Origin of the sequence: Falsihalocynthiibacter sp. S25ZX9, from assembly GCF_041205405.1 — a bacterium.
Lineage (GTDB): Bacteria > Pseudomonadota > Alphaproteobacteria > Rhodobacterales > Rhodobacteraceae > Falsihalocynthiibacter > Falsihalocynthiibacter arcticus.
The window spans coordinates 108874-123427 of sequence record NZ_JBGFCD010000006.1; the positions used below are offsets into that span (position 1 = coordinate 108874).

14 protein-coding genes are annotated in these 14554 nt (G+C 52.0%); 10 read left to right on the forward strand and 4 right to left on the reverse strand.

Annotation, left to right across the window (positions count from 1 at the left end):
• Positions 1-184 precede the first annotated feature (184 nt).
• Positions 185-1126 (forward strand): bifunctional enoyl-CoA hydratase/phosphate acetyltransferase, encoded by a 942-nt coding sequence (locus AB9F29_RS08805; RefSeq protein ID WP_369755362.1) that lies wholly within the window; start codon positions 185-187, stop codon positions 1124-1126.
• Positions 1123-2280, forward strand: a complete 1158-nt coding sequence (locus AB9F29_RS08810; protein WP_369755363.1) for an acetate/propionate family kinase — start codon at positions 1123-1125, stop codon at positions 2278-2280. Before AB9F29_RS08805 ends, AB9F29_RS08810 begins: the two co-directional genes overlap by 4 nt.
• Here AB9F29_RS08810 and AB9F29_RS08815 read toward each other — a convergent pair.
• The 3 genes from AB9F29_RS08815 to AB9F29_RS08825 form a co-directional block, all read right to left on the reverse strand.
• Positions 2277-3731, reverse strand: coding sequence for a heme biosynthesis protein HemY (locus tag AB9F29_RS08815; protein WP_369755364.1), 1455 nt, complete (start codon positions 3729-3731; stop codon positions 2277-2279). The two genes, AB9F29_RS08810 and AB9F29_RS08815, sit on opposite strands and share 4 nt — an antisense overlap.
• Before the next feature lie 10 nt (positions 3732-3741).
• Positions 3742-4968, reverse strand: a complete 1227-nt coding sequence (locus AB9F29_RS08820; protein WP_369755365.1) for a COG4223 family protein — start codon at positions 4966-4968, stop codon at positions 3742-3744.
• A gap of 87 nt (positions 4969-5055) precedes the next feature.
• On the reverse strand, positions 5056-5760 hold the full coding sequence (locus AB9F29_RS08825) for a uroporphyrinogen-III synthase (RefSeq protein ID WP_369755366.1): 705 nt from the start codon (positions 5758-5760) through the stop codon (positions 5056-5058).
• Positions 5761-5823: 63 nt separating this feature from the next.
• Between AB9F29_RS08825 and tsaD the strand changes: the two genes are divergently transcribed.
• The 8 genes from tsaD to speB are packed head-to-tail and all read left to right on the forward strand — an operon-like array spanning position 5824 to position 13801.
• Complete coding sequence (gene tsaD / locus AB9F29_RS08830) at positions 5824-6921, forward strand: tRNA (adenosine(37)-N6)-threonylcarbamoyltransferase complex transferase subunit TsaD (RefSeq protein ID WP_369755367.1); 1098 nt, start codon at positions 5824-5826, stop codon at positions 6919-6921.
• Positions 6918-7880: an NAD(P)H-dependent glycerol-3-phosphate dehydrogenase gene (locus AB9F29_RS08835; RefSeq protein ID WP_369755368.1), complete on the forward strand. Its 963-nt coding sequence runs from the start codon at positions 6918-6920 to the stop codon at positions 7878-7880. Before tsaD ends, AB9F29_RS08835 begins: the two co-directional genes overlap by 4 nt.
• Before the next feature lies 1 nt (position 7881).
• The gene (locus AB9F29_RS08840; protein WP_369755369.1) at positions 7882-8151 is read left to right on the forward strand and encodes a YciI family protein; all 270 of its coding nucleotides are present in this window, start codon (positions 7882-7884) and stop codon (positions 8149-8151) included.
• Positions 8151-8570, forward strand: coding sequence for an EVE domain-containing protein (locus AB9F29_RS08845; protein ID WP_369755370.1), 420 nt, complete (start codon positions 8151-8153; stop codon positions 8568-8570). Before AB9F29_RS08840 ends, AB9F29_RS08845 begins: the two co-directional genes overlap by 1 nt.
• Before the next feature lie 43 nt (positions 8571-8613).
• Entirely contained in the window at positions 8614-10545 is a 1932-nt protein-coding gene (gene speA / locus AB9F29_RS08850; protein WP_369755371.1) for a biosynthetic arginine decarboxylase, read from the forward strand.
• A 22-nt stretch (positions 10546-10567) separates the two neighbouring features.
• A complete protein-coding gene (locus tag AB9F29_RS08855) occupies positions 10568-11773 on the forward strand; it encodes a saccharopine dehydrogenase family protein (RefSeq protein ID WP_369755372.1) in 1206 nt (401 codons plus the stop codon).
• A 2-nt stretch (positions 11774-11775) separates the two neighbouring features.
• Complete coding sequence (nspC, locus tag AB9F29_RS08860) at positions 11776-12951, forward strand: carboxynorspermidine decarboxylase (protein ID WP_369755373.1); 1176 nt, start codon at positions 11776-11778, stop codon at positions 12949-12951.
• A 1-nt stretch (position 12952) separates the two neighbouring features.
• Positions 12953-13801, forward strand: coding sequence for an agmatinase (speB, locus tag AB9F29_RS08865; RefSeq protein WP_369755374.1), 849 nt, complete (start codon positions 12953-12955; stop codon positions 13799-13801).
• Positions 13802-14037: 236 nt separating this feature from the next.
• Here the strand turns inward: speB and AB9F29_RS08870 are convergent, their stop codons facing one another.
• Positions 14038-14379 carry a DUF2853 family protein gene (locus AB9F29_RS08870; protein WP_335583953.1) on the reverse strand — a complete coding sequence of 114 codons (342 nt, stop codon included), beginning with the start codon at positions 14377-14379 and terminating at the stop codon, positions 14038-14040.
• Positions 14380-14554: the final 175 nt, after the last annotated feature.

Consider the following 14554-nt stretch of genomic DNA (forward strand, 5'->3'; position numbering starts at 1 on the left):
CGCAAGAACACGGTTCAATTCTGTTGCCCAACTAGCCAATTTCTTGCCTTGCGACCTGAACTATCGGCTATACTGTTACCAAATATTGGGTGGATGGGATTTGGTTTTCGTGACAAGAAACGCACGAAAACCCAGCGTAAGACACGTATTGTTACGCTCAAACATGGGCAATTGAGGGCTAAGTATGAACATTCAGGAATTCCCCTTACAGCGGGCTGGTGCCGATCTTGACCATTTGCTGGAAAAAGCAAAATCCTTTGATCCCGTCGTGACCGCCGTAATCCATCCTTGTGATGCGCTGTCCTTAGCTGGAGCCCTTAAAGCGTGGGATCTTAAGCTCATTGTGCCCATTCTAGTTGGCCCAGAGAAGCGAATTCGGAGCGTGGCCGATCAAGAAGGTCTTTCGTTGGACGGGGTTAGAATTGTTGACTCCGAGCATAGTCACGATTCGGCCGAGCGTGCGGTTCGCCTTGTCCGCGAAGCAAATGCTCAGGCCTTGATGAAGGGTGCGCTACACACTGACGAAATAATGACCGCCGTATTGGACAAAACGGAGGGTTTGCGAACAGAGCGCCGTATGACCCATGTATTCTTTATGGACGTGCCAGCTTATCCCAAACCACTCCTTATCACCGACGCTGCAATCAATATCGCGCCCGACTTATTGACCAAGGCCGACATTGTGCAAAATGCGATAGATCTTGGGATAGCGATTGGAATATCGGTCCCTAAAGTTGCCATTTTGTCAGCCGTCGAAACGGTTAATCCGCGCATACCATCAACAATTGAAGCTGCAGCGCTTTGTAAAATGGCGGAGCGTGGCCAGATAATAGGTGGCATCGTCGATGGCCCTCTGGCATTTGACAACGCTATTTCACTCCAAGCTGCCAAGGCGAAAGGGATCATTTCCGATGTCGCCGGCCACGCGGATATTCTTGTCGCCCCAGACCTAGAATCCGGAAATATGATCGCCAAGCAGCTTACGTATCTTGCGGGTGCGGAATCAGCGGGACTGGTTTTGGGCGCACGCGTCCCCATAATTTTAACCAGCCGCGCTGACGGAATCCGCAGCCGTATTGCCTCCTCGGCGCTCGCGTCCCTTTATAGAGCTTCTCAGTTCAAATGAAGGCGGTTCTTACGCTCAATGCTGGATCATCCACACTGAAGTTCAGTCTCTATCGCGCCCTAAAAGAGCCTAAACTCATTTTGTTCGGCATGGTCGACAATATTGCAGGTGCCGCTGAACTTATCCTCAATCGAGGTGGCAAGAAGACCAATACTCCCGTCCAAGCGGCGACACCACAAAGTGCCTTGGACGCAGTTCTGTCGGGACTATCCAGCGATTTCGCGAAACTGGATATTGTCGCTGTCGGCCATCGGATCGTACATGGTGGTACCCGATTTGGTGCTCCCGAAATCCTCACACCCGAAACAATGGAAGCACTGGGCGACCTGACTCCCCTTGCGCCACTCCACCAACCATTCAATCTCGCGGGTGTACGAGTCGCGCAAATCGCCTTTCCGTCTGCGATTCAAATCGGTTGCTTTGACACCGCCTTTCACCGCGAGCACCCGTGGGTAAATGACACTTTCGCGCTGCCCCGAGAGTTCTATGATCAAGGTATTCGCCGTTACGGATTTCACGGGTTGAGCTATGAATTTGTAACCGAAGAACTCATGCGTCGCTATCCAGACCTCAAAGACAAGCGGATCATTATCGCTCACCTAGGGAACGGTGCGTCTATGTGTGCGATCAAAAACGGAAAAAGCCGCGCGTCTTCGATGGGCTTCTCGGCTCTTGATGGCCTACCGATGGGAACCCGCTGCGGACAAATTGATCCCGGAGTAATTCTCCACCTCATTGAGCAAAGAGGAATGACCCCACAGGAGGTTACGCATCTTTTGTACCATCAAAGTGGTATGAAAGGTTTGTCCGGAATTTCCGGTGATATGCGTAAGCTACTGGCGTCTGATGCGTCGGCAGCCAAGGAAGCGTTGGATTATTATGTATTCCGTGCCCGACGGGAAATTGGGGCTTTAACCGCAGTTCTTGAGGGTCTTGATGCCTTTGTTTTTTGCGGAGGTGTTGGAGAAAACTCCGCCGTTCTTAGGCAACGTATAACCAGCGGTCTTGGTTATCTCGGCCTCTTCGTAGACCCCATTAGAAACGCCCGAAATTCTTCGCAGATCGGTACAGGACCCGTTCAAGTATTGACGATCCCAACAGACGAAGAATATGTGATTGCTCGCGCGGCGGTGCAATCTCTAAACAGTCTCTAATCAAAGGTCTTTGGTTCATCTGGGACTATTTCCGCATCCTGAACGTCTTCCTCTGCATCCAAGTCGTCGTTACGAATACTCTCGGTAATGAGCGCCAGCATTGAAGCAGAATTTGTTGATTCACTTTCGGGTTCCGATGGCGTTTTCCAACTCAATGTATCAATGCTATTGCATTTGGTACAAACTGGCACCCAAACACCGTGCACTTGCCCACAGTTATCGCAAACCCATGCCTCGCTTCGGGGGGCGGTAACTGCTTTTGCAAGCCATCCCCGAACAGTCGCATCGTCCGCGCCTTCACCCCGTTCAATCGCCGCCATCAATGCCAAACTACGGGAGGACGGTGAAGTTTCTGCCAATGTCCCCATTTTTCTCCGCGCCGTGGGAAAGTCTTCCGCAGAAATAAGGAGTTCCGCCAAAAGCATTATCGTCTCGGGGTGGCCTGTGCGCTGTGTGGTGAGGGCCTCAAATCGCTTCAACCGCGCTTTTGCATCTTCGTTTGGATCAATTCGAGCAAAGGCTGCCGCCAAATCGGGATGGGGTTGAGCAGCCCACGCTTTTTTCAACAACCGCGCGGCAAGCTTTGGTTTGCCCTGCTCCATATAGACATCCGCGGCTAAAACTGACGCCGGGATTAAGTCGGGAGATTGTTTTTGTGTGGCAATCGCGGCTTCACGTGCCTCGATCGTTGACTTTTCATCCAAAAGGATACTGACTTCGGACAACGCTAATACAGCGTCGCGTCGCTTATAAACATCTCTTGGAATCGCCCCTGTCTTGAGCTGAGATTTAAGGGTGCGGCGCGCGCCTTGCCAGTCGTGCTTTTCGGTCTGAAGCTGCAACAACGTGTTCTGGGTTTCTGTGTGTCGTGGTTTTAAGGCAAAAGCTTTTTCCGCAAGGGCCAACGCTGTGACTGTATCTCCCTGTGCAAGTTTCTGTTTCATTATCCCACGCACGCCAACGAAACGCGTGCGCTCGTCAGTAAGCAACCGCCTGTAAACTTCCTCAGCTTTTTGAGTATCACCAGAGATTTCAGCGGCCTGCGCCGTCAATAGATTCGTCAATTCGGGCCGGTTTAGATACTTGTCAGCACGTGCTGCCTTCGCCATCGCAACGCGACTTTCACCCGACGAAAGCGCCATCATTCCCTGCGCCAGTGCCTCATATCCCTTACGCTCACGGTTGCGATCGAAGTACCGCGAAATCGCGGTTTCGTCGCCACTCAGGAAACGTATGACGGCCACAATAAGTCCTACGATTTTGATCAGGAGCCACACCAAAACAAGGAGAGCTGCCAAAACGATTGCCGCCTGCAACGGCTGCAACGTAAATTCAGTGTTTGCGACCGCAATCCGAATTCCCTCGTTCGACTCAGCTAATATTCCAGCGCCCAGCGCGAGCGCAGCAATAAGAACCACAAAAGATAGAATTTTAACTAGTGACCAAATCATGAGGGCTCTCTTAATTTTCTGAAATTGAGGAAACGAAGGTTTGGATGGCGGCTTGTGTCTCTAATCGGTAAGTTGCGGACTTCACCCAATCCGCCATTGCTTCTTGGCTCGCTGAAGGGAGGGACGCAATTTCTGAAAGCGCCTCTTGGAGGTTTGCATCCCCAACTGCAGCCTCGGCCCTAGAAAGGATGGCATCAGGATCATCGCCGGCACGCGGTTCCAATGATCTCGCTCCAGTTTGACTGCGCAAAAAGGCGCCCAATCGGTCAATCGCACTTTCGTCCGTCGTTTCATACGCAACTGCAGCAATAGCGGCGCGTGCCGCAGATGGGAACGCTCTCCTCAGGTCCGCCACGGTCGCCACGCCGGAAATCGAAGCGGCTTGCAATTGAGCGGATGCTTCTTTTCCGGTTGCTTTTGTAATATCAGCCAAAGCGGCGTCAAAAGAGTTACCGCCTTCAATCGCCGAATTAATATTGGACATTCCAGCCCTTAATAGAGCCGCATTAGCGATCGCAGTTGCCCCAGCCTGAAGCTCTTCGGCTTGGCTTGTGGCCATAGATATCTTGGCTTCCGCCTCTTTGGCAACGGTTTCAATCTGGGATTTTTGCGCCGCCAATGTTTCACGCATAGCTGTCAATTCCCGCTCGTAAGCAGCTACCGCAGCATCAGATGCATCATTGCTAGAAATCGGGCGTTTCTCAAGGTCGGTTAACCTCACCGAAAGCTGTTCGACACTCGCACTCAATGCATCAAGTTCAGCATTTACGCCTACAACATCCTGCTTGCTTTCTTGAGAAAGCGCCGTCAGTTCAGTGGTGTATTCCGCGCTATCGACTTTGCTTCCCAACGCGCTCGCTTGTGTCTCAATCATTCGTCTGAGTTCAACTATTTCGTTTGATTGGGATGCAATCTTGGCGTCCATTTCACTAGTATCTATGCCTGCAACAGGCCACCCTTCGGGCACGAATTGTGCAACACCAAACCCAAGTATTGCAGCAACCGCGCCACCAATAAACGCGGGAACCCCTGCCCTTTTTTTGGCGACTGGCTCGATATGCTCGTCGGCATCCGGCTTTTCCGATGCCACGTCTTCATCTGGCTCGATATCTGGAATGACAGCCTCATCCTGCGCTTCAACTTCGACCGTTTCAATATCGACCGTTTCGACAACAGGTTCAGATTCCGCGTTCGTTTCTTCAATTTGTGCGTTTTCGGGAGAAGTCTTATTGGTCACGAAAAGTCCCTTTCTAGCGTCACATTAACAATAGCCATCCGTGACGCATATCACAATCAAGTTAGGTCGACGCGCGCGTTGCGAGGTTCAATCGCAGAAATATCGCGCTACAATTTGAAGCATCATATCTCCGGTTGGTAGCCGAGGTACAACAATATTTTTGCGAAAAGGTGTTGGAAGTTGGCTGGCTACATTTTGACTCAGCGCAACGATCTTTATTTTATGAGTGCGCGCAAGAGGAAGAGCGAGGTTTTGAATTTGTTCAGAAAACAACTCGGCCGTTCGTGGCGAAAACAGCGGAGCCACCACAATATTTTCCCCTTTTAAAATGGATTGCGCCTTTTGCGTCAACGGCAACGCATTTTGCATGTACACAACTTGCTCTAAACACCTGACCCCGGCAGATTTTAATCGACCAGCAACATCGCCACGCGTAAACGCGCCGTGTAGGTGAACGAGCTCCATTTCTGGCCGGTTAGAGACTATTTTTTGCACGAGAGCGGAGGCTGTTTCGCCGACCTCTCGCACGTCAAAGCCAGCCTTTCTCGCGAATTCTGCCGTGATGTCGCCGACGCAATATGCGGGCCTTCCAGCGCCGGCCCCTGCTCCAATGACTCCGTTTCGGGATGAAAAAATCGCAGCTTCAAACCCCACATCATACTGCAAATATTCGATCTCAATAAGAGGTGAGTAAGTCACGTCCTCTTCAGGTCCAAGATTTAGCCTGTTAGCAAAGTCTTGGGCAGCTCGGATCGGACGTGTAAGTAATAGGGCTGGATGTTTTGAAATCATTGACGAACTACTGGATTGTTTAGATTGAGCGGGAATGTTACCTGCGAATAGAAAGGAGCGCCAATGCCAAAGCAACTCACAGTGCTGGGAATCGAAAGCAGCTGCGATGATACCGCCGCGGCAATTGTACGCCACGAAGTTGGCAGCGCCCCACAGATTTTGTCGCAAGTAGTGGTCGGACAGGCCGACCTTCACAAGGATTTTGGTGGTGTGGTCCCCGAGATCGCCGCACGTGCGCATGTAGAAAAGCTCGATTACTGCGTCCAAGATGTCATGAGCCTTGCAGGTCTCAGCTTTTCTGACCTTGACGCAATTGCCGTAACATCCGGCCCCGGTCTCATTGGCGGTGTCATTTCGGGCGTCATGTGCGCCAAAGGAATCGCAGTAGCAGCGGGCTTGCCGCTGATTGGCGTCAACCATCTTGCGGGGCACGCCTTGACCCCCCGCCTGACGGATTCCCTCGATTTCCCCTATCTCATGCTGCTGGTCTCGGGAGGGCACTGCCAATTTTTGATTGTTCGCAGCGAAAACGAATTTACCCGCCTAGGGGGCACCATCGACGACGCTCCTGGTGAGGCCTTTGACAAAATCGCGCGGATTTTGGCACTACCGCAACCTGGTGGTCCGAACATCGAGAAATGTGCGCTTTCCGGTGATCCGGCGCGTTTTCGTTTTCCACGCCCGCTTCTTGATCGACCGGGATGCGACATGTCGTTCTCTGGGTTAAAAACGGCAGTTCTCCGCGCCCGTGATTCCGTGGTTTCCGACAAGGGCGGGCTTACCAAGAAAGATCAAGCCGACCTGAGCGCGGGTTTTCAACAGGCGGTCACGGCGGTGTTGATAGAGAAAACACGCCGTGCCCTTGCAGTTTACTTGTCTGAAAACCCAAGTTTGCCGGCCTTTGCTGTTGCGGGAGGCGTTTCGGCCAATATGGAAATTCGAGCTGCATTAGAGACTGTTTCTGCGGAAAACGGTGCGCGTTTCATCGCGCCTCCGCTTGCCCTATGCACGGATAACGCCGCGATGATCGCTTGGACTGGGCTTGAGAGATTTCGGGCAGGTCACGAGGATGATATGACCCTCGCCGCTCGCCCTCGATGGCCACTCGACACCAAAAGTGGTTCAATGCTTGGGTCTGGCAAGAAAGGGGCCAAAGCGTGAGTATTTCTGTTTTAGGTGCTGGCGCCTTTGGCACAGCGTTAGCGATTACATTGTCCAATGCGCGCACCGACGTTACGCTGTGGGCGCGTGATGAAATCGCAGTGAAGACAATGCAAACGACACGGATGAACGCCGCGCGCCTTCCGAAGGCCCGTTTTCCCAAAACCTTGACCGTGTCATCCGACCTAGAGGCGGCATGCCAAGCGGACACCATTCTTCTCGTCATCCCAACCCAAAAACTCGCCGCCTTCCTTCATTCGCATGCGACATTGTTGGATGGAAAAACGCTGGTTGCATGCTGCAAGGGCGTAGACCTCGCAACGGGTTTAGGTCCGGTGCAAACCATTGCGTCAACAATCCCATCAGCTCAGGCCTGTATTTTGACGGGGCCCAGTTTTGCCGTAGATATCGCCGCGGGCCTCCCGACCGCCCTCACATTGGCTGGCCCCAAAACCTGTTTGGAACCGCTACAGGAAATGCTTTCGACACCCGCCCTGCGGCTCTATTGGACAACCGATACGGTTGGCGCTGAACTCGGTGGAGCCCTTAAAAACGTTATTGCCATTGCGAGTGGCGCGGCCATTGGGGCCGGTTTCGGGGAAAGCGCCCGCGCCGCCGTTATGACTCGGGGGTATGCCGAAATCCAACGCCTCGCAATTGCCCTCGGTGCCAAGCCGCAAACCCTCGCTGGCCTTTCTGGCTTCGGGGATTTGGCGCTTACCTGCACATCCGCAAGAAGTCGGAATTTTAGTTTTGGGTTTGCACTCGGCGCAAAAACGGAATTTGATTCCGGATTGACGGTTGAGGGCGCAAAAACCGCCGAAGCTGTCTCTAATCTGGCCAAAAAACATGGTATCGATATGCCCATCACAAATGCCGTGGCCGCAATTTTGGCTCAACGTCTAACAGTTTCCCAAGCGATGGAAGCCCTCATCGCGCGCCCTTTAAAGGAGGAATAACATGTTCGTAGCCCTAATCGCCAAGGATAAACTTGGCTCCCTCGACGTACGCAAAGCCAACAGAAACGCGCACGTGGCCTATCTTAAGTCCACCGGTGTCGCCCAAGCAGGTCCATTTCTGGACGAAAATGGCGACATGTGCGGCTCGCTTGTTATCCTGAATGTTGAAACCATCGCAGACGCTCAAGCATGGGCCGACCAAGACCCCTATGCCAAGGCGGGCCTGTTTCAATCTGTTGACCTGCAGCTTTGGAATCGGGTCATTGGCTAATGGCGTATTGGCTGTTCAAATCAGAGCCTAATGCGTGGAGTTGGGACGATCAGGTCGCCAAAGGCGGTGTGGGCGAGGAATGGAACGGAGTGCGCAATTATCAGGCGCGCAACAATATGCGTCTGATGGAAATTGGCGATTTGGGTTTCTTTTATCACTCCCTCAAGGAAAAGGCCGTTGTCGGCATCGTTGAGGTCTGTGCCCTCGCGCATCCAGACAGCACAACCGACGATCCGCGCTGGGAATGTGTGGATATTCGCGCCGTGAGACCTGTAGTAAAACCTGTTACCCTCGCCACGTGCAAAGCGGACCCGCGCCTTGAAAACATGGCTTTGGTCAAGAATACGCGTCTCTCGGTTCAACCCGTAACAGAGGCTGAATGGACTATCATCTGCGAGATGGCTGGAGTGCCTTTTTGAGGTTTGCGAAGTTTTCCGATTGCAATACGAAATTAAGGTTATATTGAGCGAAGAAACTGGAACTCTGACGGAATTGGACACTGCCTTGACCCATGACAACACTGCCGCAAATTCTGTTTATGCGATCGAACGCTGGGGTAAGGACCTAGTTGGCGTGCTTCCCAATGGCGATCTTGGGCTTCGCAACCCCCTCAAGCCAAACGCGCCTATGGTGAGTTTACCTGTGATTTTGCAGGACCTCGAAGAACGCGGCGTTCATGCACCCCTTTTGTTGCGTGTAAGCTCGTTTCTGGAAAGCAGTATCCGCGCACTCAACGAAAGTTTTGCCTCCGCGATCAAACGTGCTGGATATAAAAACGAATATCGTGCGGTTTTCCCCGTCAAAGTGAACCAGCAAGCACAGGTTATCAGCCGGATTGTTGAATTCGGCAAGCCATACTCCCATGGCCTTGAAGCGGGCTCCAAGCCTGAATTGGTGATCGCCCTCGCCCAACCTTTGGCGCACGACGCGCTTATTGTTTGCAACGGTGTTAAAGACGCGGAATTCATCCGTCTTGCCATTTTGTCGCGTAAACTCGGGTTCAACACCGTGATTGTTTTGGAAAGCCCGAAGGAATTACAGACGGTTCTTGCCGTGGTTAAAGAATTGGGCGAGGAGCCACAACTTGGCGTTCGGGTGAAACTTTCCAACCGAATTTCTGGGAATTGGGCAGAGAGTTCCGGCGATCGTTCGACCTTCGGGATGCACACAGACCAACTTGTTGACGTTGTTGATAGCCTCAAAGAAGCGGGCCTCATTCACTGTCTCAAATTTCAGCACAGCCATTTGGGCAGTCAAATTCCGGACGTAAATGACGTGCGTCGCGCTACCGGCGAAGCATGCCGTTACTTCGTGGAACTCACACGCGAAGGAGCGCCCCTGACACACCTCGATTTGGGCGGCGGACTTGGTGTTGATTATACGGGCGAGAAATCGACCAACGAAAACTCGATCAACTATTCGGTCGACGAATATTGCACGAACATTGTTGAGACCGTGTCCTATGCATTGGATGAAGCGAAAATCCCGCACCCAATTCTTGTTACCGAGAGCGGTCGGGCCGTTGTTGCGACCTCGTCGATGCTCATTTTTAACGTCCTTGAGGCCACACTTTACGACTCTCACAACCCAACCGTACCTGCGGCTGAGGATCATCACTTTGTTTCCGACCTTGCTGCGGTTTCTGGCTATTTAGAGCCACAACGCCTTCAAGAGTGCATTAATGATTCCAGCTTTTATCGCAACGAATTGCGGGCCTTGTTTCGGCGGGGATATATTGACCTGCGCCAAATGGCGCGCGCAGAGCGTATTTATCTCCACCTCATGTCCAAGATCAAAAGTCTTGCGCCCGAAGTGGGCACGGCCCCAGATGTCGATGCACATTTGGAGCAGTTGGCGGATATCTATCACTGTAATTTCTCGCTATTTCAATCGCTCCCTGATGTTTGGGCAATCGACCAAGTTCATCCTTTGGTGCCACTACAAATGCTCAATGTTGCCCCCGACAGACGCGCGGTTTTGTCGGATATCACGTGTGATTCCGACGGAAAAATAGACAAGTTCATCCTTGCGGACGGAATTTCGCCTTCGCTTCCCGTTCATACTCTGGACGAAAGCAAACCCTATTACATTGGCGTCTTTTACGTCGGGGCCTATCAGGAAACTCTGGGCGATTTGCACAACCTATTTGGCGATACCAATGTGGCGACAATCGACCTGCGCGACGACGGAAGTTTCGACCTTTTGCACGAACAGGAAGGCGACACGATTGCCGAGGTCCTGTCCTATGTCGAATACGACCCGCGCGATTGTGTCGATGCGTTCCGTGCACGGATCGACAACGAGATTTCTCACAAGCGCCTAAATCCCAAAGACCGCAAAACACTTTTGGCGGCTTACCGCGACAGCATTAATGGCTATACTTACTATGAATAACAACGAGACGAGGAGAGACGTCATGGGCAAAACATTGGTAATCGGCGCGGGCGGCGTTTCGTCCGCCGCTGTGCATAAAATGGCAATGAATTCGGATATTTTCACCGAGATCACCTTGGCTTCACGGCGCCTTTTCAAGTGCGATGAGATCGCGGCTGGCGTAAAATCCCGCACAGGAGTCACGATCAAGACGGCCCAAGTGGACGCAATGGATGTTCCGGCCGTTGTGGCTTTGATCCGCGAAACTGGCGCGGAATTGCTGGTCAATCTTGCACTTCCGTATCAAGATTTGGTGCTGATGGATGCCTGTCTTGAGGCAGGAATTCACTATCTGGACACCGCCAACTATGAGCCAGAGGACGAAGCCAAATTTGAGTACCATTGGCAGTGGGCCTATCAGGACAAGTTCAAGGCTGCGGGTCTAACTTGCATTCTTGGCTCTGGTTTTGATCCAGGGGTAACCTCCGTTTTCGCGACTTGGCTCAAAAAGCACAAGTTGGATGCCATTCGCCAAATCGACGTCCTTGATTGCAACGGCGGCGATAATGGCAAGGTGTTTGCCACCAATTTCAACCCCGAGATCAACATCCGCGAAGTCACCGCAGACGCGCGTCACTGGGAAAATGGCGATTGGGTGACAAGTCCCGCTATGACCCACAAAGTTGCCTTTGATTTCCCAGAGGTAGGCGAGAAAAACATGTACCTCATGTATCATGAGGAACTCGAAAGCATGAAAACCCACTTCCCCGAAATCGAACGGGCGCGGTTTTGGATGACGTTCGGCGATGCCTATATCAATCACGTGCGCGTTCTTGAGGGCATTGGCATGACGTCCATTGAGCCTATCATCCATAACGGCCAAGAAATTATCCCGCTACAATTCCTTAAATCCGTGTTGCCAGATCCGTCCGATTTGGGCGAATTGACCAAGGGCAAAACCTGTATCGGGGATATCGCAACGGGCCTCAAAGATGGCGTAGAAAAAACCTATTATATCTACAATATCTGCGACCACGAGGAGTGTTACGCCGAAGTTGGAAGCCAAGCGGTTTCCTATACGACCGGTGTTCCAGCCATGATCGGCGCGGCTATGGTTCTCAAGGGAATTTGGCGCGAGCCAGGCGTTTGGAATACAGAGCAGTTGGACCCAGACGCCTTTATGGACATGCTCAACGAGCAAGGCCTCCCGTGGGAAGTTCACGAACTTAGCGGCCCTGTGGAGTTCTAAACATGGCTCAAATCATGCAAACACAAGCTGGCGACGCAGGTGCCTTTTCGCATTTTGATTTGTCACGCGTTCCCAGCCCGTGTTTCGTGGTGGATGAGATCGCCATCGCACGCAATTTGGCGATTTTGGCTGAGGTTGCGGATCAATCCGGCGCACATATTCTGTCGGCACTCAAGGCCTTCTCGATGTTCGCCTTGGCGCCGATGGTCCGTCAATATCTGCATGGGACATGCGCCTCAGGCCTCTATGAGGCGCGCCTAGCGCGTGAAGAATATGGTGGCGAAGTTGCGACCTATTGTGCGGGCTACAAAGAGAGCGAGTTCGCTGATATTCTCGCTCTTTCCGACCACATAATCTTCAATTCTGCGGCACAGAAAGATCGCTTTCTGCCACAGGTTAGAGGCTTATCACGAGAGGTTTTGGTTGGATTGCGTATCAATCCGGAACACTCAGAGGGCGAAATTCCAAAATACGACCCCTGTGCGCCAAATTCACGTTTGGGAATGCCAATTTCCCAACTGACTTCTGCATGTCTAGAGGGGGTGGACGGACTGCATTTTCATACTCTTTGCGAACAGGGGTTCTCCCCTCTTGAACGCACATGGTCGGCTGTAGAGGCGCAGATTTTACCTTATGTTTCGCGCTTAAAATGGCTCAATTTCGGCGGTGGTCACCATATCACGCGGGGCGACTATGATCGCACGTCGCTTATCCAATTTATACGAGATTTGAGGGCGAAAACGGGTCTCGACATCTACTTGGAACCAGGCGAGGCCGTCGCCCTTGATGCGGGAATACTTGTCGGCGAAGTTCTAGACTTGCCCACAAACGGAATGGCGCTTGCGATTACCGATATTTCGGCCACATGTCACATGCCCGACGTGATCGAAGCGCCATATCGACCTGCAATGCTTAACGAAGATCCGCGCGGACACATCTATCGATTGGGTGGCCCCTCTTGCCTCGCGGGGGATGTTATTGGCGACTATGGCCGCACAACTCCGCTTGCCATTGGTGATCGGGTCGCGTTTTTGGATCAGGCCCATTATTCCATGGTTAAAACCAACACCTTCAACGGTGTAGCCCTACCGTCGATTGCGCTTTGGAATTCCGAAACCGACGAATTGACCATGGTGAAGCAGTTCTCTTACGACAATTTTCGCAACAGGCTATCATAACATGAGCATTTTTCTTGAGAGCGAACTCAGCCCCTCCGAACGCGATGAGACGGCGCTATTTCGCGTCATTCCGATGCCGTTGGAGCGCACGGTTTCCTATGGTGCGGGCACGCAGGCCGGCCCCGCCGCCATCATCGAGGCGAGCAATGAATTGGAGCGGCTTTGCTTAGGGATTATCCCATGTTCAGAAGGAATTTTTACCGAACCAGATGTGGATTGCAGCGGCCCTTTGCCCAAAATCATGGAACGCCTAACACAGCGCACCGAATTTGCCGTTCAGAATGGCAAAATTCCGGTCACTTTGGGAGGCGAACACTCACTATCCTATGGTGCCGTCATGGGCGTTGCGCGTGCGTTAAAGAAACCAATAGGGATTATCCAAATCGATGCGCACGCAGATCTGCGGATTGCCTATCAGGGGGAAAAACACTCGCACGCGTCCGTAATGCATTTGCTAAGCGAAGAGGGCATTCAACTGGCGCAATTCGGCGTTCGCGCACTGTGTGAACAGGAAGTTGAAAGTCGGGCGCGGAACAAAGTTTTCTTCGTCGATGCAGAAGAGCTTGTTACCAACAATATCCACGCGATCGACCTGCCTGAAGATTTTCCCGAGCATGTGTATATTTCCTATGACGTGGATGGTTTGGACCCGTCACAGATGCCCGCCACAGGTACCGCCGTTCCTGGGGGACTTAGTTATTACCAGTCACTACAACTGGTTGAACATGCCCTCAAAGGCCGGAAATGTGTGGGGATCGACGTGGTAGAGCTTGCTCCAAATGGCGAAATTGCTTGGGATTTTACTGCCGCCCAGATCGTGTATCGATTGATGGCTGCAGCCCTCAAATAAAAAAGGAGGGCTCCGACCCCTCGGAACCCTCCATCACCCCACGCGCTCCACTTTGCACCACACGTGTTATGTTAGGTTCCTGTCGTCCTGACGGGATAGACCAACCCTAGACCGCCCTGCCCCATGTGGCAAGTATGTTTTTAGGGATAACTGTTAAAATTCAACATGTTATAGTTCTATTAACTAAAAAGGCGCACCCGTAGATGAGAACGCCTTTTAATAATAGCTTCTGCGGATTACCCGTAGACAGCTTCTTTTCCAAAATGTTTTACCAGCAAGTAATACACAACAACGCGATATTTGGTGCGCTCGGATTTACCGTAGGTTTCGATGACGGATTGAATGGCCTCCATCAATTTCGGACCTTCAGCGAGCGAGAGCTTTTTGATGAGGAAATTGTTTTTTACCGTTTCAAGTTCGGAGTCCTGAGAGCCTGCAACAGTTGATGCGTCGGCGTTGTAGATTGCCGGACCACATCCGATGGTCACTTTTGTCAAAAGATCCATATCGGGCGTTACCCCACATTTATTTTTCAAGTCGTCCGCGTATTTCGCAATTAGATCGTCCCGTTTTCCCACAGTCAAACTCCATCAATTTCTGGGCAGCACCCGTTAAAATGAACCTTTTCCGGCCCTACGACACGGTAGCCAAGTCGGGGATAATCACAAAGAAAAAATTTCACCAATTGGACGAGAACGCAAAAAGGCGCCCCAATTTGCGTGGGGCGCCTTAAAATACTGATGAATTATACCG